This window comes from Sphingomonas sp. BL-S-30, assembly GCF_055521475.1.
In genome coordinates this window covers 2,299,011-2,319,632 of the sequence record NZ_CM145481.1, presented here as the reverse complement: position 1 = coordinate 2,319,632, position 20,622 = coordinate 2,299,011, and the positions used below count along the sequence as shown (strand labels likewise).

Sequence of the window (20,622 nt, the reverse complement as noted above, 5' to 3'; positions counted from 1 at the left end):
CCAAAGGATGATGCGGACATGACTCAGCCAGGCGACGATCTTCCCGAGACCCTGCGATCGGTGCGGACCCGGCCGCTGTTCGTACTGCGCCTCGATGTGAGCGCGATGCATGCCGTCGGCGGTCCGGAAGGGTCACCGCGGCGTGTCGCGATCGTGCCGGGCGGGAGGTTCGAGGGCGATCGGCTCTCCGGCACCGTGCTGGACGGCGGCAGCGACTGGCAGATCCTGCGCGGTGACGGGGCGGCCACGCTCGATGTGCGTCTCATCCTCCAGACCGGGGACGGCGCGCTGATCGGCATGACCTATACCGGCCTGCGCCACGGCCCGGCCGAGGTCATGGACCGGATGGCGCGGGGCGAGGCGGTCGACCCGGCCAGCTACTATTTCCGGTCGAGCGCGAGCTTCACCACGTCGGATGCGCGCTACGAATGGCTCAACCGGATCATCGCGATCGGCATCGGCCACCGGATCAAGACGGGGCCGGTCTATAGTTTGTTCGAGGTGCTTTGAGCGCGAAAGACGCGGGCACCTGCCGAACCTCGAGGGCATGATGATCGACCAGATCGGCGCGGTGCCGGGCGTGATTCGCTGTTGGGGCGACACGATCATCGACGACGGGACCGGTTAAGCGGGAGCCTCCGAACGAGGCAGCTCGGACAGGACCTGTCGGCCGCTCTCGATGAGCTCGCTCAGCTGCCCGGCATAATGCAGCGCGATGGTTTGCCCGCCCGGGGCCTCCGCGGTTAGGCGGCCATGACCATGATAGATGAGAAAACCCTCGTCATGGGCGCGCTTCAGCAGGCGCCGGACATGGAGATGCGTCACGTCGAAGCGGCGCGACAGGTCGCTCAGCGACACGGTGACGGGCTCGTGCGTGTCGATGAGCGTGAGCGTCCACAGAAATTGCGAGCCGGCATAGGGATGGAGGAACGCCCGGCGCAGCGCGGGGAACGGATCGTGCATGCGCGACAGGGCGTGGAGCCGCGCGGCCTGAATTACGAGCAGCCGTTCGAAGATGGCGGGCTGGTCGAGCAGGTCCGGCAGTGGCGCCAGCGCCGGCTCGATTATGGCCGCCGCGTCGATCGCGGCCTGCAAATGCCGGCGCCAGGCAGCGAGGAACAGCGCGGTCGGCCGATAGGTCGATGGCCCGCTCAGCTCCAGATAGCCGATATACTGCAGGAACTCGACGATCGACCTGGCCCTGCCCGCGCTGAGGAAGCCGGAATCCGCGCAGATCTGCTTGAAAAGCGGCAGGGTCAGGCCGCCCATACCGTGCAGATAGGCCGCCGACATCGCCGCGATATAGCGGCCGGCATCCTTGAAGACGGAAGCGAGCCGGCGGTCGTCGTCGCACAGATCGAGCATGTTGGCGGCCAGCCGGCGCGACGCCGCGCTGAATGCCGCGTGACGGCTGACCTCGCCCCAGGCCGCCGGCACGGCGGGATCGGTCGACGGGATCGTCGCGTGCATCAGCCCTCCGAACTTTTCCCGGCGCGCCGACATATCACAGCGCCGGGCGCGAACAAATTTGTTCAATTGCCGTAACGATCTCCCCGTCTCACGGTCGACCGGCTCGGCCAAGGACGATGCGGGAGGGGACCGCGGCGCCATTCGGCCGGGCGTCGATCTGTCGTTGGGGAAATGCCGATGCCGACCATCAGGGCCTGCCTCCGGACGCTTCGCTGGATCCGGTTTCTGCCGGCCGCGGCGGTGCCGGTCGTGGCATGGAGTCAGACTCCGCCCGCCAAGCCGCCAAGCCAGCCGGCCGATGCCGCGGGCGTATCGGCCGCGATGAGGCAGCAGCTGCTGTCGGCGCAACGCCAGCTGCTGCCGCGCACGCCGGCCGAAGCCAAGCTCGACTCCGGCCTGCTGCTCGCGGCGCGCGGCCCCGTCGTGACTCAGGCCGGCGCGGCGCCGCTTCGCCCCTACGCCGCCTTGCCCGGCGGCAAACCGTCCACCGGCGGTGAACTCGTCGTGATCAAGGGGGACATAACGCCTGCGCTGCATGACTTCATCGTCAGCCAGGGCGGCACCGACATCGCCGAAATTCCCGAATATCATAGCATGTCGGTGCGGCTGCCCTTGTCGAGCCTCGCGGCGGTGACGGCGCGGCCGGAGGTGCGCAGTATCGCGCTTGCCCGGTCGCCGGTGGTCAACCAGGCGACCCCCGCGCCGGGCCAGGGCGCCAATTGGGATGGCGACGCGGCGCATGAAGGCGCGTTGCTGCGCGGCACCTTCAAGGCCGACGGTACCGGCATCAAGGTCTGCGTCATCTCGGACAGTATCGATCACCTCGCCGAATCCCAGCAGAACGGCACGCTCGGCGCCGTCGAGGTGCTGGCGGAGCCCGCGGGCGTCCCGACTCCCCACGGACATGGCGAGGGCACCGCGATGCTGGAGATCGTGCACCGCATTGCCCCGGGCGCCACGCTCGCCTTTGCCGATATGGGCGACACGCGCGTGCGCATGGCGATCAACGTGGCGCGGCTCGCGCTCGACCATTGCACCATCATCGTCGACGACATCACCTATTCCGACGAGACGCCGTTTCAGGATGGCGAGATCGCCCGGGCCGCCCGCGCCGCGACGGACAATGGCATCCTGTTTTTCTCGTCAGCCGCCAATAGCGGCAATCTCGCCCAGCATACGAGCGGCACCTGGGAAGGCGATTTCAGCCCGAGCACGAGCACGATCCAGCTACCGTCGTTCGACCCGGCCACCAACCAGATCACCAATATCACCTACCGCTTCCATCAGTTCGCGCCGGGGGTCGTGTTCGACGAGGTCACCCAGGCCAATCCGGGCGCTCCCAATGCGCAACTGACCTGGAACGACCCCGTCAGAGACTCGCCGGACACCATCAACGACTATCTGTTCGCGGCGTTCGACGAGGCGGGGCAGTTGCAGACGCTCGCTTCCTCGGTCGATGACGTGCCGATGATATCGGTCGACCTCAGGCCGCATTACCGCCTCGCCGTCCTGAAGGCGGAAACCGACGCCGCGCGCGTCGTCCGCATCGTCACCAATCGCGGCAGGCTGGCCTATGCCACGGACGGACAGACCTTCGGGCACAATGCGCTTGGCGCCGCGAAGGCCTTCACGATCGCCGCGGTGACGGCGCAGCAGCGGACGGCACCGTTCCGGTCGAACGGCTATGATCGCGGCGCACCGACGCTCGACGTCGAATCCTTCAGCTCGGACGGGCCGCGCCGGGTCTATTATGACGGTGCCGGGCAACCGCTCGCGCCCGACAGCCTGACCTATGCGAGCGGCACGATCCTGCGAAAGCCCGATTTCGCCGCAGCCGACTGCGTCGTGAATTCAGTCCAGGATCCGGCCTTTCAGCCCATGTTTTGCGGCACCAGCGCCGCCGCGCCGCAGGCCGCCGCGATCGCCGCGCTGATCCTGTCGGCCGCGCCGAAGGCCGATGTCAAAGAGGCGTTCGCTGACAGCAGCCTGCTGCTGAAGGACATGTCCGGCCCCTCGGGCCTGGGCGCCGCCACCTGGACCGACAGCCAGGGACTGGGCCTGATCAATCCGGTCGTCGCGCTGCGCAGCGCGCTCGACGATCAGGGGATCGCCATCGAATCCTTCACCGAAATCGCGCCGCTGGGCGGCGTGTCGGACTCGAGCGGCCATCGGTGCGGGCTGACCGCGGCGTCAGGCGGCGCGGTGCCGACCCTGAACGGGGCGACACCGGGCTGGACATTGCCGCCCAATGCTTCGGTGTCGATCGTCTGCAAGAACCTGCCGGCCGACGCAGTGCGGATCGAGGCGCTGCTCGGCTTCGAATATAGCTCACCCACCGCCAATGCCGTGTGGCGAGTCCACACGGTCGCCCGAAACGCGGCGACCGGGGCCGAGGTGCGCACCAACAACTGGACCGGCTCCTGGGGCCCCGGATATAATCACAATCCGGGCGTTGGCAGGGTCTGGTCGGAGAATATCCCGGAACTGCCCGCCGGCACGCGGATCGACTATCAGTTCGACATCTCCAACGCAGGGAATCTGCGGACCCTGTTGCTGCGCCGGTTCCGGATCGGTCCCCTCGCGGCGTTCTAGGACGATACGAGGCTGGGCATTCATGAATCTCCTGCATGATGACATGCCGGTTTGATGGGGTAATCGTGCAGCGCCCGGACGCGTAGGCTGTAACGGCGCGCAAGGGAGACCCATGATGAAACCGATCGTCGCGACCACGGCGGCGCTGCTCCTGGCAGGGCCCGCGGAAGCACAGCGAACAGCCTCGGTCGCGCCCAGGGCGATGCAGGTGATCGCGCCAGCGCTGGCGGATTATACCGACGCCATCTTGTTCGGCGATGTCTGGAAAAGGCCCGGCCTCGCCGCGCGGGATCGCAGCCTGGTGACGCTGTCCGTGCTGGTCGCGACCGGCAGGACCGCGCAGATGCCGGGGCATCTCAACCGCGGGCTCGATAACGGCGTCCGGCCGACCGAGATTGCCGGGCTGGTCACCCACCTCGCTTTCTATACCGGCTGGCCCAATGCGGTATCGTCGCTCGAGGTGGTGGAAAAGGCGTTTGCCGCGCGGGACATCGACCCGGCGACCTTGCGGGCCGCCGCTGCGCCGTTGCCCGTGCCGGCATCCGACGCCGCCCGTGCCCGGTCGGTCGAGGAGAATGTCGGGCCGGTGGCGCCCAAGCTTGCCGAACTGACCAACGACGTACTGTTCGGCGATCTCTGGCGGCGGACCGATCTCAGTCCGCGCGATCGCAGCCTCGTCACCATCGCGGCGCTCGCGGCGATCGGGGCCGACGACCAGCTTGCCTTCCATCTGCGGCGCGGCGTGGAGAACGGGCTGACGCGCGACCAGATCGGCGAGGCGCTCACGCATCTCGCCTTCTACGCCGGCTGGCCGAGGGCGATGGCGGCGGTCGCGGTCGCCGGGAAGGTGCTTGCCGGAGGCGCCCCAGCGCCAGAGGCGAGCGATCGCGCCGACGCGTTGAGCGTGGTGCGGCCCGGCGGACAGCCTGTTCCGGGCTCGGCGGCCAATTTCACCGGATCGGCTCTGGTGAGCTCTCCGTTCAAGGGCAGCGGCGATGCGCGGGTGGGCGGGGCGACCGTCACCTTCCAGCCGGGTGCGCGAACGCACTGGCATCGCCATCCGCTCGGGCAATTGCTGATCGTCACTGCTGGGCGTGGCTGGGTGCAGGCCGAGGGCGAGCCGGTGCGCGCGGTCGGCCCGGGCGATGTCGTCTGGACCGGGCCGGGCGTGGCGCATTGGCACGGCGCGACGCCGGCCAGCGCGATGACTCATGTCGCGGTGGCGGAGACGCTGGATGGCAAGGCGACCGAGTGGCTCCAGCCCGTCAGCGACGCGCAGTATCGCGGGCCCGACTGAGTCGTCCGCCCGCTCATGAAACCGAGTCATGGGCGCATGCCGGATACGGCATCAATCGCGCGCATCGCGACTCGGTTTCGTGCGTTGAGTTCTGAAGTGCTACACTCTCCTGTTTTCCGAGACGCTGGAAAGGAATCGACCCGATATGGCTGGCGATCTGGAAATCTCCCGGCGCGGCGTTCTGGCGGCGACCGCCGCCACCGCCGCGCTCACTGCCGTCCCCAAAGCGGAGGCGCAGGGCGTCCCGCCGCGCACCACGCCGTCGATGATGACGGTGGCGATGGAGGTGAACGGCAAGCGCCGCGAGCTCGAGCTCGACACGCGCACGACCCTGCTCGACGCGCTGCGCGAGCATCTGCAGCTGACCGGCACCAAGAAAGGCTGCGACCATGGCCAGTGCGGCGCCTGCACGGTGCTGGTCGAGGGCAAGCGCATCAATTCCTGCCTGAGCCTGGCGGTGATGCACGAAGGCGACAAGGTCACCACGATCGAGGGGCTTGGCACGCCGGGCGACCTGCACCCGATGCAGGCGGCCTTCATCAGGCATGACGGCTATCAATGCGGTTATTGCACCCCCGGCCAGATCTGTTCGGCGGTGGCGGTGCTCGGCGAGATCAGGGCCGGCGTGCCGAGCCATGTGTCGGCCAGTCTGACCGAGCGGCCGCAAGCCACCAATATGGAGATGCGCGAGCGGATGAGCGGCAATATCTGCCGGTGCGGCGCCTATTCCAACATTGCCGAAGCGATGGCGGACGTTGCGGGAGGGGCGGCATGAAACCGTTCAGCTACGAGCGCGCCGAAACGCCGGCCGCCGCTGCCGCTGCCGTCGTACGGACGCCCGGCGCCAAGTTCATCGCGGGGGGCACCAATCTGCTCGACCTGATGAAGCTGGAGATCGAGGCGCCGCAGCATCTCGTCGATGTCGGACCGCTGAAGCTCGACCGGATCGAGAAGACCGAAGCAGGCGGGGTCCGGATCGGCGCGCTGGTGACCAACACCATGCTGGCGTCGGACGATCGCATCCGGCGCGATTATGGCGTGCTGACCCGGGCGATCGTGGCGGGCGCGAGCGGGCAGCTGCGCAACAAGGCGACGACCGCGGGCAACCTGCTCCAGCGGACGCGCTGTCCCTATTTCTACGACACCAACCAAGCCTGCAACAAACGCAAGCCGGGGTCCGGCTGCGCCGCGATCGGCGGGTTCAGCCGGCAGCTCGGCGTGATCGGGACGAGCGACACCTGCATCGCCACCTATCCGGGCGACATGGCGGTGGCGATGCGGCTGCTCGACGCGACGGTGGAGACGGTCGACGCGGCGGGGGTGGCGCGGACCATTCCGATCGCCGATTTCCATCAGCTGCCGGGCAAGACGCCGCATATCGAGACGGTGCTGAAGCGGGGCGAACTGATCACGGGCGTGACCCTGCCCAGGCCGATCGGCGGCACGCATCTCTACCACAAGGTGCGCGACCGGGCGTCCTATGCCTTTGCGCTGGTGTCGGTGGCGGCGGTGATCCGGCCGGACGGCACGGGGCGCGTCGCGATCGGCGGCATCGCGCCGAAGCCCTGGCGGATCGAGGCGGCCGAGGCGTCGATGCCGCGCGGGGCGAAGGCCGTCGCCGCGCACCTGCTGGCGGGCGCGAAACCCACCCATGACAACGCCTTCAAGGTGCCGCTGGTCGAGCGAACCATCGCGGCGGTGATGAGCGACGCGAGGAGCCGGTCATGAAGTTCGACACGCCCGCGGGCACCAATCCGATCGACCAGCTCAAGGTGATCGGCAAGCCGACCGACCGGATCGACGGGCCGCTCAAGACCACCGGCTCCGCGCCCTATGCCTATGAACGGCATGATGCGGTGGCGAAACAGGCTTATGGCTATCTCGTCGGCAGCGCGATCGCCAAGGGCCGGATCAACCGGATCGATACCGAGGAAGCGAAGGCCGCGCCCGGCGTGCTGGCGGTCGTCACCACGCTCGACATGCCGAAGCTGGCCAGGGGCAATTTCAACACCGCCTCCCTGTTCGGCGGGCCGGAGGTGCAGCATTATCACCAGGCGGTCGCAATCGTCGTCGCCGAGACGTTCGAGCAGGCGCGGACCGCGGCCAATCTGGTGCGTGTCGATTACGCGCGGGCGAAGGGCAGTTTCGATCTGGCCGCGCTCGCGCCGACCGCGCCCTATACCGGCGATGGCGATGCCAAGATCATGCGCGTGGGCAATTTCGACGGCGCGTTCGCCACCGCGCCGGTGACGCTGGACGCGACCTATACGACGCCCGACGAATCGCATGCGATGATGGAACCGTTCGCAACGATCGCGGCGTGGGAAGGCGACAAGCTTACCCTGTGGACGTCGAACCAGATGATTGCCTGGACCAAGGCCGATCTGGCGAAGACGCTGGGCATTGCGAAGGAGAATGTGCGGCTGGATTCGCCGTTCATCGGCGGCGGGTTCGGCGGCAAGCTGTTCCTGCGCGCCGATGCGGTGCTGGCGGCGCTCGGTGCCAGGGCAGCGAAGCGTCCGGTCAAGCTGGCGATGACTCGCCCGATGATGATCAACAACGCCACCCACCGACCGGCGACGATCCAGCGCATCCGGCTGGGCGCGACGCGCGAGGGGCGGATCACCGCGATCGCGCATGAAAGCGCGTCGGGCAATTTGCCGGACGGCAAGCCCGAATCGGCGGTGCAGCAGACGCAGCTGCTCTATGCCGGCGAGAACCGGCTGACCGCGATGCGCCTGGCCGAGCTCGACCTGCCCGAAGGAAATGCGATGCGGGCGCCCGGGGAAGCGCCCGGCCTGATGGCGCTCGAAATGGCGATGGACGAGATGGCGGAGAAGCTCGGCATGGATCCGGTGCAGTTCCGCATGCTCAACGACACCCAGGTCGATCCGGCAAAACCGGAGCGGAAATTCTCGCAACGGCAGCTGGTCGAGTGCCTGCGCCTCGGGGCGGAGCGTTTCGGCTGGGACAAGCGCAACGCCAAGCCGGCCTCGGTGCGGGAAGGGCGCTGGCTGATCGGCATGGGCGTGGCCGCGGGTTTCCGCAACAATCTGCTGATGAAGTCGGCGGCACGCGTTCGCCTCGACGGCAAGGGCGTGGTGACGATCGAGACCGACATGACCGATATCGGCACCGGCACCTACACCATCCTGGCGCAGACCGCGGCGGAGACGATGGGCATCGGGCTCGACAAGGTGGTGGTGAAGCTGGGCGATTCCGATTTTCCGGTTTCGGCCGGGTCGGGCGGGCAATGGGGCGCCAATAATTCCACCGCCGGCGTCTATGCCGCATGCATGAAGCTGCGCGAGACGGTGGCGCAGCGGCTCGGCTTCGATCCGGCGACCAGTGCCTTCGCCGATGGCAAGGTGCGGGCCGGCAAGCGCAGCGCCGCGCTGGGCGAGGCGGCGCAGGGCGGCGAGATCGTGGTCGAGGACGGCATCGAATATGGCACGCTCGACAAGCAATATCAGCAATCGACCTTTGCCGGGCATTTCGTCGAGGTCGCGGTGGATGGCTTCACCGGCGAGACGCGGGTGCGGCGCATGCTGGCGGTCTGCGCGGCGGGGCGGATCCTCAACCCCAAATCGGCGCGGAGCCAGGTGATCGGCGCGATGACCATGGGTGTCGGCGCGGCGCTGATGGAGGAATTGGCGGTCGACAAGCGTTTCGGCTTCTTCGTCAACCACGACCTCGCCAGTTACGAGGTGCCGGTCCATGCCGATATCCCGCACCAGGAGGTAATCTTCCTCGACGAGGTCGATCCGATCTCCTCGCCGATGAAGGCGAAGGGGGTGGGCGAACTGGGCCTGTGCGGGGTCGGGGCGGCGATCGCCAATGCGATCTACAATGCGACGGGGGTGCGGGTACGCGATTATCCGATCACGCTCGACAAGCATCTCGATCGGTTGCCGGAGATGGCCTGAAGCAGTGTTCGCTGGCGGTTATTTGTGCGACGCGACGGGCCGCATCTTGAAGCCGGTGATTTTCGTCCCGTAGCTGCACTCGAACGAGCGTCGTTGCTTGCCGTCGTCCACCGTGCCCCAGACGACGATCTTGCTCGCGCTGCGCTGCTCGACGTCGATGAGGCGCACTGTGCCATAGGACGACGCGCGGGTGCTGCAGTCGGTCGCTGCCGCGCCGTGCGACTGTTCGTTGTTCTTCGGTGTGCCTGCCACGCCGCGGGCTGCCATGCCGGCGGCGCCGACCGCGAGGCCGGCGACGCAACCGCCCAGCGCTAATGCGGTCCCAGCCAACAGCGCTGATGCGATTATGCGAGTCATCCCGGTCGAGGCCCCATTGCCCGCGGCATCGGCGCCACGGCCGGCAACCTATGATGGCACTTCACAGGGCGCAATGGCGCCGAGACAAGCTAGACGGCGTTGGCCGCGCTGAGCACCGCCCTGACCGATGCCGTGGCGATATCCGCGTCGATGCCCACGCCGAACACCGTGCGGCCGTCCGACGTGCGGCATTCGACATAGGCCGCCGCCTGCGCATCCGCCCCGTGGCCGATCGCGTGCTCGCTATAGTCGACCACGTCGAGCTGCGGGCCGGTCGTCTCGCCGAGCGCGGCGATGACGCCCGAGATCAGCCCGTTGCCGCGGCCCGAGATCGAGCGCTCCTCGCCGCCAATTGCGACACGGCCGACGAACAGCCGGTCGCCGGACGCCCCACTCTCATGATAGTCGAGCAGGGTGAAACGATCGTGGGGCTTGGCGAGATAGGCCTTGTGGAAGGCGTTCCAGATGTCCTCGGCGTTCAGCTCCCGGCTCGTCTCGTCGGCCATGGCCTGGACGTGACGGCTGAGATCGGCCTGGAGGCGCTTGGGGAGCTTTAGCCCCTTGTCCTGCTCGATCACCCAGGCGACACCGCCCTTGCCGGACTGTGAGTTGACCCGGATCACTGCCTCATAGCTGCGACCGAGATCGGCCGGGTCGATCGGCAGATAGGGGACTTCCCAGAACTCGTCGTTGCGCGCGGCCTGGGCAGCGAAGCCCTTCTTGATCGCATCCTGATGTGAGCCGGAAAAGGCAGTGAACACCAGCTCGCCGGCATAGGGATGGCGCGGATGGACGGGGAGCTGATTGCAATAAGTGACGGTGTTGATGATCTCGTCGATGTCCGAGAAATCCAGCTTTGGATCAATACCTTGCGTGTACATGTTGAGCGCGACCGTCACCAGGTCGCAATTGCCGGTGCGCTCGCCATTGCCGAGCAGGCAGCCCTCGACGCGGTCGGCGCCGGCCATCAGGCCCAGCTCCGCCGCCGCCACGCCGGTGCCGCGGTCATTGTGCGGATGCAAGGAGATCACGACGCCGTCGCGGTTGCGGATATTCTTGCCGAACCATTCGATCTGGTCGGCATAGATGTTGGGCGTGGCGCACTCGACCGTCGCCGGCAGGTTGAGGATCAGCGGGTGATCGGGGGTGGGGCGCAGCACCTCCATCACGGCCTCGCAGACCTCTACCGAGAAATCGAGCTCGGCAGTGGAGAAGGTTTCCGGGCTATATTCGAAAAACCAGTCGGTATTCGGCTGGGCGGCGGCGCAGTCGCGCAGGATCTTCGCGCCGTCGACTGCGATCTGGCGGACTTCGTCGCGGCTCATGCCGAACACGATCTTGCGCCAGGCCGGGCTGACCGCATTGTAGAGATGGACGATCGCCCTGGGGGCACCGCGCAGGGATTCGAAACTCGTCTCGATCAGGTCGCGGCGGGACTGCGTCAGGACCTGGATCGTGACGTCGTCCGGGATGCGGCCGGTTTTCACGAGGCCGGAGATGAAATCGAACTCGGTCGCGCCGGCGCTCGGGAAACCGACCTCGATCTCCTTGATGCCGACCTTGCAGATCAGGTCGAAGAAGCGGGTCTTCTTCTCCCCGTCCATCGGATCGATCAGCGCCTGGTTGCCGTCGCGCAGATCGGTCGAGAGCCAGCGTGGCGGCTGGGTGATGGTTCGCGACGGCCATTCGCGGTTGGGCAGATCGATCTGCGGGAAGGGGCGGTATTTGGTCGAAGGGTCACGCAACATGGGTCTAATCTCGCTGCTCGCGGTCGTCGTTCGGGTCGGTTGAGGCCCTTAGGCGGGTCGCGCGCGCCAAAGGCGCACGGCGGAAATCGCGCCTAAGGGCGCGTAAGTCGAAGCAGCGAAAGGCGTAGCGCCAGCGTCATATGAATGCGCGTTACCGCGTCACCGCGCCTCATGTCCAGCCTGTCCTTCGAACAAACGGTCGAGCGGGCCTTCGGGCAGGAACCACAGGACCGCAACGAGCGCGGCGCAGGTGACGCCAAGCCAGGGCGAGAGGAAGGTGAGGGGGATGCCTGCCAGATAGAGCAGCCCGGCAAAGCGGCCCTTGCGGCCGTAGCTGCGATAATAGGCCTCCGCTGCCGGGCCCTGCCTGCCGGTGCGCCGGATGACCGACTGGAGCCACATATAGGCGACCGACGGCAGCAGCATCGTCACGAGATAGAGCAGGGTCGCCTCGCGGTTGAAATGATGCTCGCCGAGATAGGAGGTGGAGAAGGGCACCAGCGAGAGCGCGAACAGCAACAGGATGTTCGACCAGATCAGCCCGTTGGTGACATGAGTCGCATGGGTGAACAGGCGGTGATGATTGACCCAGTAGATCGCGACATAGGCATAGCTCAGCACATAGGCGAGAAACACCGGCCAGAGCGTCCAGAGCTTGTCCATCCCCTCGGAAATCGGGGGATGAAGCTCGAGCACCATGATGGTGACGATGATGGCGACGACGCCGTCCGAGAATGCTTCCACCCGGCCGATGCCCGGCCGGCCTTCCTCAATCGCGGACGGCGCCGGGTCGGTCACTGCGCGACGAAGCCGGCGTTGATGGTCAGATCGACCTTGTCGGATACGGCGGGGACCAAAAAGGTGATTCCGAAATCGCTGCGCTTGATGCTGGTGGTCGCAGCGAAGCCGAAGTTGAGTTTCTTGGCGCCCTGGGTGGCGTTGCCCGCGCCGACGAAGCGCGCGGTGAGCACGACTGGCTTGGTCACATCCTTCAGGGTCAGGTCACCGGCGATCGTCGCGGTGGTGCCGTTGATCGTGACCTTGGTCGAGACGAACTTGGCGGTCGGGAATTTCGCGGCGTCGAAGAAGTCGGGCGTCTTCAGATGCGTGTCGAGCGCGGGGAGCGTGGTGAGCACCTTGTCGATCGGGATGGTCACGTCGACCTTCGAGTTGCCCGGGTTGGCGGTGTCGACCACCAGCGTACCGGTCGGCTGGGTGAACTGGCCGGTATATTCAGTGAAGCCGAAATGGTTGACCGTGAACAGGATTTGGCTGTGGCGCGGCTCGACCTGATAGGTGCCGGAGACGACTTTCGTGGCGTCGAGCGTACCGGGAGGGCCGGCCGGGGTTTGCGCCAGCAGCGGGGCGGTCGCGAGCGCCAGGACGGCGACAAAGGCATAGCGCATGGGAAATCTCCGAGAGAAAAGGGCCGCGCCAAGATGACGCGGCCCCCTATGAATGCAAGCGCCGAAGCGGAAACGATCCGTTGGCTGTGAGTGCCCTTGACGCCACTAACCCCACATCCGTTCGTCCCGAGTAGCCATCGAGCCTGTCGAGATGGCGTATCGAGGGACAGGCGTTTCGTGCGTAACCTGTACCTCGATACGCGCCCTCGATACGACTTCGCCTACTCGGTCGCTACTCGGCACGAACGGGTGGTGAAATTGTAGCGCGCTCAGTTCTTGTCCTTGTCCACCAGCTTGTTCGCGCCGATCCAGGGCATCATTGCGCGCAGTTCGGTGCCGACCTTTTCGATCGGATGCGCCGCTGCCGCCTTGCGGGCTGCCTTGAGCTCGGGCTGGCCGGCGCGGTTGTCGAGCACGAAGTTCTTCACGAAACGGCCACCCTGGATGTCGGCGAGCACGCGCTTCATTTCGGCCTTGGTCTCGTCGGTGATGATCCGCGGGCCCGTGGTGATGTCGCCATATTCCGCGGTATTCGAGATCGAATAGCGCATGTTGGCGATGCCGCCCTCATACATCAGGTCGACGATCAGCTTCACTTCGTGAAGGCACTCGAAATAGGCCATTTCCGGGGCGTAGCCAGCCTCGACCAGGGTTTCGAACCCGGCCTGGATGAGATGGGTGAGACCGCCGCACAACACGGCCTGCTCGCCGAACAGGTCAGTCTCGCATTCCTCGCGGAAATTGGTCTCGATGATGCCCGAACGGCCGCCGCCGACGCCCGACGCATAGGCCAGCGCAATGTCGTGCGCGTTGCCGCTCTTGTCCTGGTCGATCGCGATCAGGCAGGGCACGCCGCCACCGCGGACATATTCGCTGCGCACGGTATGGCCCGGGCCCTTGGGCGCGATCATGATCACGTCGAGATCCTCGCGCGGCTCGATCAGCGCGAAATGCACGTTGAGGCCGTGCGCGAAGGCGATCGCCGAACCCTTTTTCAGGTTCGCGTGCAGATCATCGGCATAGATCGCCGCCTGGTGCTCGTCGGGCGCGAGGATCATGGTGATGTCGGCCCAGGCGGCTGCCTCGGCATTGGTCATCACCTTGAAGCCGGCACCTTCGGCCTTTTTCGCGGTCGCCGAACCGGGGCGGAGTGCGATCGCGATCTCCTTCACGCCGGAATCGCGCAAATTCTGGGCATGGGCATGGCCCTGGCTGCCATAACCGACGATCGCGATCTTCTTGTCGGTGATCAGGTTCAGATCGGCGTCGCGATCATAATAGACACGCATTGTATAAGCTCCTTCGTTCGATTTTTGCGCGTCATGCTGAACTTGTTTCAGCATCCAGGCGCGGTCAGCTGATCCAGGAGCGACGCTCCCGAGGCGATTGGCCGCGCATGGACCCTGAAACGAGTTCAGGGTGACGGTGTGTTTGTGGCGCGGTTACGCGGCTTCTTTCCCCCGCGCGATGGCGACGATGCCGGTGCGGGCGACCTCGATCAGGCCGACTTCACGCATCAGCGTGATGAAGGTGTCGATCTTCTCCGGCCCGCCCGTCACCTCGAACACGAAGCTCGACGTGGTCGCGTCGACCACGCGGGCGCGGTAGACATCGGCGAGGCGCAGCGCCTCGATCCGGTGGTCGCCGGTGCCGCGGACCTTGACCAGCGCCAGCTCGCGCTCGACATGCGGGCCCAGCGCGGAGAGATCGGTCACCGAATGCACCGGCACCAGCCGGTCGAGCTGGGCGAGGATCTGCTCCATCACATGATCGGACGCCGAGGTGACGATGGTGATCCGGCTGACCGCCTTGTCGGCGGTGACGTCCGACACGGTCAGGCTTTCGATATTATAGCCGCGCGCGGTGAACAGGCCGGCGATCCGGGCGAGGATGCCCGGCTCGTTATCGACCATGATCGCCAGCGTGTGGCGCTTCGCGGTTTCTTCCTTGATGTGCATCAGACCAGTGCCTTCGCCTCGTCGTCCATCTCGCCCGAGACTTCGGCGGCCTGGAGAATCATGTCGGTATGGGCAGCGCCCGAGGGGATCATCGGGAAGCAGTTGGCGAGCTTCGCCACCATGCAGTCCACCATCACCGGCCCGTCATGCGCGAGCATCTCGGCGATGCCGGCCTCGAGCTGGTCGGGGTGCTCGATGCGGATGCCCTTCCAGCCATAGGCTTCGGCCAGCTTCACGAAGTCCGGCAGGGAATCGCTGTAACTCTCGGAATAGCGGCTGGAATAGGTTAGTTCCTGCCATTGCCGGACCATGCCCATATATTCGTTGTTGAGGATGAAGATCTTGACCGGCAGCCGGTATTGGGTGGCCGTGCCGAGCTCCTGGATGTTCATCTGGATCGAGGCTTCGCCGGCGATGTCGATGACCAGCGCATTGGGGTTGCCGAGCTGCGCGCCGATCGCGGCGGGCAGGCCATAGCCCATCGTGCCGAGCCCGCCCGAAGTGAGCCATTTGTTCGGCGCCTCGAAATCGAAATGCTGCGCGGCCCACATCTGGTGCTGGCCGACCTCGGTGGTGATGATCGGCGATTTTTTGTGCGTCGCCTCCCACAAAGCCTTGATCGCGCGCTGCGGCATGATCTCAGTGGCGCTGTCGACGAAGTCGAGGCTCTTCACCGCGCGCCAGCCGGCGATGCGCTGCCACCAGTCGGACAGGTCGGGCTTGGGATGGCGCCGCGCCTTGTAGACGCGGACCATGTCCTCCAGCGCGTGGCCGACATCGGCAATGATCGGCAGGTCGACGCGGACGTTCTTGTTCACCGACGACCGGTCGATATCGATATGCACCTTGCGGCTGTTCGGGCTGAAGGCGTCGAGCCGGCCGGTGACCCGGTCGTCGAAGCGCGCGCCGAGGCAGAGGATCAGGTCCGCCTGGTTCATCGCCCAGTTCGCTTCATAAGTGCCGTGCATGCCGAGCATGCCGAGCCACTGGTCGGAGGTGGCGGGGAAGGCGCCAAGCCCCATCAGGGTCGAGGTGACCGGCGCGCCGGTGATCCGCGCCAGTTCACGCAGCAACTGGCTCGCTGCCGGGCCGGCATTGATGATGCCGCCGCCGGTGTAGAGGATCGGCCGTTCCGCCGCGGCGAGCATGTCGACCGCCTGCTCGATCAGCGCCTGGTCGGCCTTCACCTGCGGGCGATAGGTCTTGTGCTTGATCGGGCCCGGCTTGACGTAGCGGGCGCTGGCGACCTGAACGTCCTTGGGAATATCCACGACGACGGGGCCGGGGCGGCCCGAGGTGGCGATGTGGAATGCCTCATGGATGACGTCGCCGAGCTGCGCCGGGTCCTTCACCAGATAATTATGCTTGGAGCAGTGGCGCGTGATGCCGACGGTATCGGCTTCCTGGAACGCGTCGGTGCCGATCAGCGCGGTCGGGACCTGGCCGGTGATGACGACCATCGGGATCGAATCCATCAGCGCGTCAGTGATGCCGGTGACGGCATTGGTCGCGCCGGGGCCCGAGGTGACGAGCACGACGCCAGGCTTGCCGGTCGAGCGGGCATAGCCCTCCGCGGCGTGAGTCGCGGCCTGTTCGTGCCGGACCAGGATGTGCTTGATCCGCTTGCTGCGGAACAGCGCGTCATAGATCGGCAGGACGGCGCCGCCGGGATAGCCGAACACGACCTCCACGCCGAGATCGCACAGCGCCTCGACCAGGATATCGGCTCCGCTCTTCTCGGTCGTCATATCGTATCTGCCTCTTATGACCCAGTGCGACGCAACATTGCTTCGCGAAAGGCGCCGTTAATGATCGAAAATTTGTGCGTCAAGCTTCTTGTGGAAATCTAGTTTCAAAATCGTCCAGCAGCACGCATGTTTCTGTCGCTGCCACGCGGGGCCACATAGCGGGAGGTTGGTTCCGAAACCACGTAAATTGTCGTTTGGCATATTGGCGCGTCGCCAGTTGCGCCGCCGCCAGCGCCTGATCGGGCGTCATGGCGCCGGCCAGCATCGCGCCGATCTCCGGCACGCCGATCGCCAGGCGGACGGGCGCTGAGGGCAGGATATCGGTCCGGGCGAGCACCGCGCGTGCTTCCTCGATCCCACCTTCCGTGAACATCGCCTGCAGCCGCACGTCGCAGCGCGCGAGCAGCCAGTCGCGATCAGGCAGCATGACCATCGGCATCAGCTCGATCGCATGGCCGATCCCGCCGGTCTTTTCCTGCTGCCATGTCGCCAGCGTCCTGCCGGTGGAGCGAACGACCTCGAGCGCGCGCGCGACCCGAGTGGTGTCGGCGGGCGCAAGCCGGGCGGCGGCGGGCGGATCCAGTTCCCCAAGCTGCGCATAGGCCCGGGCGACGGGCAGCGCGCGCACCTCGCCGCGGATCGCCGGATCGATCGGCGGCACAGGGGCGATGCCGTCGAGCAGGGTACGCATATACAGCCCGGTCCCGCCGGCCAGCACCGGCAACTGGCCCGCCGCATGCGCCCGGTCGATCTCCGCCTTGGCCTCGATCGCCCAGCGCGCGGCGGAATAGATGTCGGCGCCATCGACATGGCCGAACAGCCGGTGCGGCACGCGGGCTTCTTCCTCCACGCTCGGCCGCGCCGACAATATGCGCAGATCGGCATAGACCTGGGCTGAATCGGCGTTGATCACCACGCCGCCATGCTTTTGTGCGATCGCCATGGCGAGCGCGGACTTGCCGCTGGCGGTCGGCCCTGCAATGAGCGCCACGCGCGGCTTACGAGGCAGGGGAGACGTCATGTTCATCGCAACGCTGATAGCAGCGGGAAAACTCAGCGGGGACGATATTTCCGCCGCGCAGCACCGGCTCGACGCGGCGGGTTGCCTGCCCGCGGCGCATGTCTGGCTGGACGAGGGATATGCCGCCGACATCATGTTCGGGCTCGCGCCAGAGGCAGCGCGCAGCGCGCTGGTGGGCGTGTTCCCGGATATGGACGTGGTCGTGCAACTGGCCGAGGGGCGCGAGAAGAAGCTGCTCGTCGCCGACATGGATTCGACCATGATCACCGTCGAATGCATCGACGAACTGGCCGATTATGCCGGCATCAAGCCGCAGATCGCCGCCGTCACCGAGGCGGCGATGCGCGGCGAGCTGGATTTCGAATCGGCGCTGGATGCGCGCGTGGCGCTGCTCAAGGGACTGGACGAGGGTGTCATCGCCCGATGCCTCGCCGAGCGCGTGACGATCATGCCCGGTGCGGTGGCGCTGATCCGCACGATGAAGGCGCGCGGCGCGATGACGATCCTCGTGTCGGGCGGCTTCACCCGCTTCGCCGAGCCGGTCGCGGAGATGATCGGCTTCGACCGCGCCATCGCCAACCGGCTGGAGATCGTCGACGGGGCGCTGTCGGGTCTGGTGACCAAGCCGATCGTCGGCTCCGACACCAAGGAGCGCACCTTGCTGGACGCGACCGCCGAGCTTGGCCTGCCGCCCGAAGCCACGCTCGCGGTGGGTGACGGCGCCAACGATCTGGCAATGATCAAACGGGCAGGGCTGGGCGTCGCCTATCACGCCAAGCCGATCGTCGCCGCCGCAGCCGCCGCGCGGATCGACCATAATGATCTGACCGCTATGCTCTATGCGCAGGGAATCGCCCGGAAGGACTGGGTCGGGGCCTGACCTAGTCCGCCGGTCTTACGGGCGGACGAATCGCGCTGACAGTAACCGATCGATCGACCACGCGCCGCCGCCGCGCGCGATCAGCGGCAGCAGGATCGCCGCCCAGCTGAGATGCGTGGACCACGCATCGGGATAGACGAAGATCTCGATGGTTAGCGTCATCAGGAACAGCGCCAGCGCCGAGAAGCGCGTCGCCAGCCCGAATACCAGCAGGATCGAGAAGAGGTGCTCCGACACGGTCGCGGCCACCGCGGCGATGTCGGGCGGGACCAGCGGCAGGGCATATTCGGTACGGAACAGCTCAAAGGTGCTGTCGGTGATGGTCAGCAGGCCCTCCACTTTGGTCCTGCCCGACAGGAAAAAGACCGAAGCGATGCCGAGGCGCGCGACGAGCAGCAGCAGGGCATCGGGCAGCAGCGCCGAGCCACGGTCGACGGTGCGCCGGTAAAGCGAGATGATTGGGACCATGATGGGCTCCATTGGGAGGTGGCCGGGGCGCGATCGTGTCGCGCCCCGGCGGATGCGGCTTACGCCCTGGGGGTCAGCGAGCCCGCGCCCTTGGGGGTCTTGATCGTGGTGCAGGTGCCGGCCTTGACCAGCTTCCATGCGTCGCCCTGATAATTGACCTTCGAGGTACCTGCGCAGCTCGTACCGGCGCCGGCCTTGCAGTCGTTCTTGCCGGCGAGCGAGACGCCGTAACATTTCTCCATCGCGGGCTTGGTCTGGGCCGAGGCGGCGGTGGCGAGAGTCGCGCCGGTGATGGCGAGGGCGAGCGTGGCGGCGATGGTGGCGTGGGTCGAACGCATGGTCTTTTCCTTCGATTTGGGGGCCTCCGGGGCGCGCGGCGCCGCCGGGGGAAGGGCGGCGCCGCGCGGTGCCCGGGTAGAGGAGGCTGGAATGCCCGGGTCACCCTGCCAGTTCGCCGGCGACGCGACCGCGGTTACAAATTTCGCCCTCGAACATTTTTTTCGACGATCGGCCGCGATGCTGTAACCAATCGCGCGGACGCCCCGAATTCTTCCCGAGGGAGCGCGAATGCGGGCAAGCGAGGCAGAATTGCGCGGATTGATGATCAGCGGGCTCGACGGCAATGCCGGCGATCACGCTGCGCTGCTGCGCCTGCTCGTGCCCCTGCTGCGCGGCTTCTATCGGCGTCGATCCGGCGGCGACGACGATATCGAGGATCTGGTGCAGGAAACGCTGATTGCGGTGCACACGCGCCGCGCCACTTATGACCGGGACCGCGCCTTCACCGCCTGGCTGTTCGCCATCGCGCGCTACAAGATGATCGACCATTTCCGCCGCCACCGCCGCTTCCAGCCGATCGACGGGCTGGAGGACATCCTGGTCGCGGAAGGGTTCGAGGATGCGTCGAGCGCCCGCATGGATGTCGCCGACCTGCTCGACTCCTTGCCGGCCAAGCAGGCGCGGATGATCCGCGCGACCCGGCTCGACGGGCTGAGCATCGCCGAAGCGGCCGAGGCCGACGGGATCGGCGAATCCGACGTGAAGGTCTCGGTCCATCGCGGCCTCAAGACGCTGATGGCGCGCATCCAGGGAGGCCGGCGATGAATACCGACGACCTCATCACCGCGTTGTCGAGCGACGTCGCCCCGGTTCGCCGCGGCGCGGTCGGCCGGCGCGTGCTGCTCGGCCTGGGCGGAGGAATGTTGGTGTCGCTCGGTCTGGTTGTGGCGTGGATGGGCATTCGGCCCGATCTCGGCACCGCGATGCACGGCTTCGCCTTCTGGATGAAATGGGCCTACACCATCTCGCTGTCGATCGCCGCGCTTGCAGTGACGATCCAGCTCGCCAGACCCGAGACCACGCGGCTGCGCGGCCTGTGGCTGGTCGCCATCCCGGCGGTGTTGCTCACCGGCCTGGGCGCAATGGAGCTGATCCGGACGCCGCCCGGCGACTGGCTGCGGATGTGGCTCAGCTATAGCTGGATGCAGTGTCCGTGGCGTGTCGTCGCGCTGGCGATGCCGATTTTTGTCGGGTTGCTCTGGTCGTTCCGGCGGCTCGCCCCAACCCGGTTGCGCGCGGCCGGTGCGGCCGCGGGGCTGTCGGCGGGGGCCTTTGCCGCGACGGTCTATTGCCTCCATTGCCCCGAGGTGTCGGCGATCTTCGTGCTGACCTGGTATTCGCTCGGTATCCTGCTCGCCACTGCGATCGGAGCGCTACTTGGGCCGCGCCTGCTGCGCTGGTAGATTTTTGGG

20 protein-coding genes are annotated in these 20,622 nt (G+C 66.6%); 9 read left to right on the top strand and 11 right to left on the bottom strand.

Annotated elements, in window-relative coordinates:
- The first annotated feature begins 18 nt into the window (after positions 1-18).
- On the top strand, positions 19-510 hold the full coding sequence (locus ACZ1I5_RS10700; RefSeq protein WP_465173670.1) for a DUF3237 domain-containing protein: 492 nt from the start codon (positions 19-21) through the stop codon (positions 508-510).
- 114 nt (positions 511-624) lie between these two features.
- Here ACZ1I5_RS10700 and ACZ1I5_RS10695 read toward each other — a convergent pair whose 3' ends face one another.
- Positions 625-1,470 carry a helix-turn-helix domain-containing protein gene (locus ACZ1I5_RS10695; protein WP_465173669.1) on the bottom strand — a complete coding sequence of 282 codons (846 nt, stop codon included), beginning with the start codon at positions 1,468-1,470 and terminating at the stop codon, positions 625-627.
- A 177-nt stretch (positions 1,471-1,647) separates the two neighbouring features.
- On the opposite strand from ACZ1I5_RS10695, the gene ACZ1I5_RS10690 reads away from it, so the two are divergent.
- The 5 genes from ACZ1I5_RS10690 (at position 1,648) to paoC (ending at position 9,285) form a co-directional block, all read left to right on the top strand.
- Positions 1,648-4,062 carry a S8 family serine peptidase gene (locus ACZ1I5_RS10690; RefSeq protein ID WP_465173668.1) on the top strand — a complete coding sequence of 805 codons (2,415 nt, stop codon included), beginning with the start codon at positions 1,648-1,650 and terminating at the stop codon, positions 4,060-4,062.
- A 115-nt stretch (positions 4,063-4,177) separates the two neighbouring features.
- Positions 4,178-5,359: a (R)-mandelonitrile lyase gene (locus ACZ1I5_RS10685; RefSeq protein ID WP_465173667.1), complete on the top strand. Its 1,182-nt coding sequence runs from the start codon at positions 4,178-4,180 to the stop codon at positions 5,357-5,359.
- 145 nt (positions 5,360-5,504) lie between these two features.
- Positions 5,505-6,134: an aldehyde dehydrogenase iron-sulfur subunit PaoA gene (paoA, locus tag ACZ1I5_RS10680; protein WP_465173666.1), complete on the top strand. Its 630-nt coding sequence runs from the start codon at positions 5,505-5,507 to the stop codon at positions 6,132-6,134.
- The gene (locus ACZ1I5_RS10675) at positions 6,131-7,087 is read left to right on the top strand and encodes an FAD binding domain-containing protein (protein WP_465173665.1); all 957 of its coding nucleotides are present in this window, start codon (positions 6,131-6,133) and stop codon (positions 7,085-7,087) included. The genes paoA and ACZ1I5_RS10675 overlap by 4 nt, the downstream gene beginning before the upstream one ends.
- Positions 7,084-9,285, top strand: a complete 2,202-nt coding sequence (gene paoC / locus ACZ1I5_RS10670; protein WP_465173664.1) for an aldehyde oxidoreductase molybdenum-binding subunit PaoC — start codon at positions 7,084-7,086, stop codon at positions 9,283-9,285. The genes ACZ1I5_RS10675 and paoC overlap by 4 nt, the downstream gene beginning before the upstream one ends.
- 18 nt (positions 9,286-9,303) lie before the next feature.
- Here paoC and ACZ1I5_RS10665 read toward each other — a convergent pair whose 3' ends face one another.
- The 8 genes from ACZ1I5_RS10665 to miaA form a co-directional block, all read right to left on the bottom strand.
- Positions 9,304-9,615, bottom strand: a complete 312-nt coding sequence (locus ACZ1I5_RS10665) for a hypothetical protein (RefSeq protein ID WP_465173663.1) — start codon at positions 9,613-9,615, stop codon at positions 9,304-9,306.
- Positions 9,616-9,731: 116 nt separating this feature from the next.
- Positions 9,732-11,390: a 2-isopropylmalate synthase gene (leuA, locus tag ACZ1I5_RS10660; RefSeq protein WP_465173662.1), complete on the bottom strand. Its 1,659-nt coding sequence runs from the start codon at positions 11,388-11,390 to the stop codon at positions 9,732-9,734.
- A 159-nt stretch (positions 11,391-11,549) separates the two neighbouring features.
- Positions 11,550-12,188, bottom strand: a complete 639-nt coding sequence (locus tag ACZ1I5_RS10655; RefSeq protein WP_465173661.1) for a TMEM175 family protein — start codon at positions 12,186-12,188, stop codon at positions 11,550-11,552.
- Entirely contained in the window at positions 12,185-12,796 is a 612-nt protein-coding gene (locus tag ACZ1I5_RS10650; protein WP_465173660.1) for a YceI family protein, read from the bottom strand. The genes ACZ1I5_RS10655 and ACZ1I5_RS10650 overlap by 4 nt, the downstream gene beginning before the upstream one ends.
- Positions 12,797-13,065: 269 nt before the next feature.
- Positions 13,066-14,139, bottom strand: coding sequence for a ketol-acid reductoisomerase (gene ilvC / locus ACZ1I5_RS10645; protein WP_465173659.1), 1,074 nt, complete (start codon positions 14,137-14,139; stop codon positions 13,066-13,068).
- A gap of 99 nt (positions 14,140-14,238) precedes the next feature.
- On the bottom strand, positions 14,239-14,754 hold the full coding sequence (gene ilvN, locus ACZ1I5_RS10640) for an acetolactate synthase small subunit (protein ID WP_465173658.1): 516 nt from the start codon (positions 14,752-14,754) through the stop codon (positions 14,239-14,241).
- The gene (locus ACZ1I5_RS10635; RefSeq protein ID WP_465173657.1) at positions 14,754-16,502 is read right to left on the bottom strand and encodes an acetolactate synthase 3 large subunit; all 1,749 of its coding nucleotides are present in this window, start codon (positions 16,500-16,502) and stop codon (positions 14,754-14,756) included. The genes ilvN and ACZ1I5_RS10635 overlap by 1 nt, the downstream gene beginning before the upstream one ends.
- 79 nt (positions 16,503-16,581) lie before the next feature.
- Positions 16,582-17,523 carry a tRNA (adenosine(37)-N6)-dimethylallyltransferase MiaA gene (miaA, locus tag ACZ1I5_RS10630; protein WP_465173656.1) on the bottom strand — a complete coding sequence of 314 codons (942 nt, stop codon included), beginning with the start codon at positions 17,521-17,523 and terminating at the stop codon, positions 16,582-16,584.
- On the opposite strand from miaA, the gene serB reads away from it, so the two are divergent.
- On the top strand, positions 17,522-18,403 hold the full coding sequence (serB, locus tag ACZ1I5_RS10625; RefSeq protein WP_465173655.1) for a phosphoserine phosphatase SerB: 882 nt from the start codon (positions 17,522-17,524) through the stop codon (positions 18,401-18,403). The two genes, miaA and serB, sit on opposite strands and share 2 nt — an antisense overlap.
- Before the next feature lie 15 nt (positions 18,404-18,418).
- Here the strand turns inward: serB and ACZ1I5_RS10620 are convergent, their stop codons facing one another.
- Positions 18,419-18,871 (bottom strand): DoxX family protein, encoded by a 453-nt coding sequence (locus ACZ1I5_RS10620; RefSeq protein ID WP_465173654.1) that lies wholly within the window; start codon positions 18,869-18,871, stop codon positions 18,419-18,421.
- Between the two features lie 59 nt (positions 18,872-18,930).
- A complete protein-coding gene (locus ACZ1I5_RS10615) occupies positions 18,931-19,209 on the bottom strand; it encodes a BufA1 family periplasmic bufferin-type metallophore (protein WP_465173653.1) in 279 nt (92 codons plus the stop codon).
- A 262-nt stretch (positions 19,210-19,471) separates the two neighbouring features.
- On the opposite strand from ACZ1I5_RS10615, the gene ACZ1I5_RS10610 reads away from it, so the two are divergent.
- Together ACZ1I5_RS10610 and ACZ1I5_RS10605 are read left to right on the top strand one after the other, a co-directional pair.
- Entirely contained in the window at positions 19,472-19,975 is a 504-nt protein-coding gene (locus tag ACZ1I5_RS10610) for a sigma-70 family RNA polymerase sigma factor (protein WP_465173652.1), read from the top strand.
- Complete coding sequence (locus tag ACZ1I5_RS10605) at positions 19,972-20,613, top strand: DUF1109 domain-containing protein (RefSeq protein ID WP_465173651.1); 642 nt, start codon at positions 19,972-19,974, stop codon at positions 20,611-20,613. Before ACZ1I5_RS10610 ends, ACZ1I5_RS10605 begins: the two co-directional genes overlap by 4 nt.
- Positions 20,614-20,622: the final 9 nt, after the last annotated feature.

What these genes read in the sequence shown, in the direction of transcription:
- ACZ1I5_RS10635 (WP_465173657.1), bottom strand. Translation starts at nt 16,502, where the DNA reads ATGACGACCGAGAAGAGCGGAGCCGATATCCTGGTCGAGGCGCTGTGC.
- ACZ1I5_RS10610 (WP_465173652.1), top strand. Translation starts at nt 19,472, where the DNA reads ATGATCAGCGGGCTCGACGGCAATGCCGGCGATCACGCTGCGCTGCTG.
- ACZ1I5_RS10605 (WP_465173651.1), top strand. Translation starts at nt 19,972, where the DNA reads ATGAATACCGACGACCTCATCACCGCGTTGTCGAGCGACGTCGCCCCG.
- ilvC (WP_465173659.1), bottom strand. Translation starts at nt 14,139, where the DNA reads ATGCTGAAACAAGTTCAGCATGACGCGCAAAAATCGAACGAAGGAGCT.
- ilvN (WP_465173658.1), bottom strand. Translation starts at nt 14,754, where the DNA reads ATGCACATCAAGGAAGAAACCGCGAAGCGCCACACGCTGGCGATCATG.
- ACZ1I5_RS10700 (WP_465173670.1), top strand. Translation starts at nt 19, where the DNA reads ATGACTCAGCCAGGCGACGATCTTCCCGAGACCCTGCGATCGGTGCGG.
- ACZ1I5_RS10685 (WP_465173667.1), top strand. Translation starts at nt 4,178, where the DNA reads ATGAAACCGATCGTCGCGACCACGGCGGCGCTGCTCCTGGCAGGGCCC.
- ACZ1I5_RS10690 (WP_465173668.1), top strand. Translation starts at nt 1,648, where the DNA reads ATGCCGACCATCAGGGCCTGCCTCCGGACGCTTCGCTGGATCCGGTTT.
- ACZ1I5_RS10650 (WP_465173660.1), bottom strand. Translation starts at nt 12,796, where the DNA reads ATGCGCTATGCCTTTGTCGCCGTCCTGGCGCTCGCGACCGCCCCGCTG.
- ACZ1I5_RS10695 (WP_465173669.1), bottom strand. Translation starts at nt 1,470, where the DNA reads ATGCACGCGACGATCCCGTCGACCGATCCCGCCGTGCCGGCGGCCTGG.
- ACZ1I5_RS10615 (WP_465173653.1), bottom strand. Translation starts at nt 19,209, where the DNA reads ATGCGTTCGACCCACGCCACCATCGCCGCCACGCTCGCCCTCGCCATC.
- paoA (WP_465173666.1), top strand. Translation starts at nt 5,505, where the DNA reads ATGGCTGGCGATCTGGAAATCTCCCGGCGCGGCGTTCTGGCGGCGACC.
- ACZ1I5_RS10675 (WP_465173665.1), top strand. Translation starts at nt 6,131, where the DNA reads ATGAAACCGTTCAGCTACGAGCGCGCCGAAACGCCGGCCGCCGCTGCC.
- serB (WP_465173655.1), top strand. Translation starts at nt 17,522, where the DNA reads ATGTTCATCGCAACGCTGATAGCAGCGGGAAAACTCAGCGGGGACGAT.
- ACZ1I5_RS10620 (WP_465173654.1), bottom strand. Translation starts at nt 18,871, where the DNA reads ATGGTCCCAATCATCTCGCTTTACCGGCGCACCGTCGACCGTGGCTCG.
- paoC (WP_465173664.1), top strand. Translation starts at nt 7,084, where the DNA reads ATGAAGTTCGACACGCCCGCGGGCACCAATCCGATCGACCAGCTCAAG.
- miaA (WP_465173656.1), bottom strand. Translation starts at nt 17,523, where the DNA reads ATGACGTCTCCCCTGCCTCGTAAGCCGCGCGTGGCGCTCATTGCAGGG.
- leuA (WP_465173662.1), bottom strand. Translation starts at nt 11,390, where the DNA reads ATGTTGCGTGACCCTTCGACCAAATACCGCCCCTTCCCGCAGATCGAT.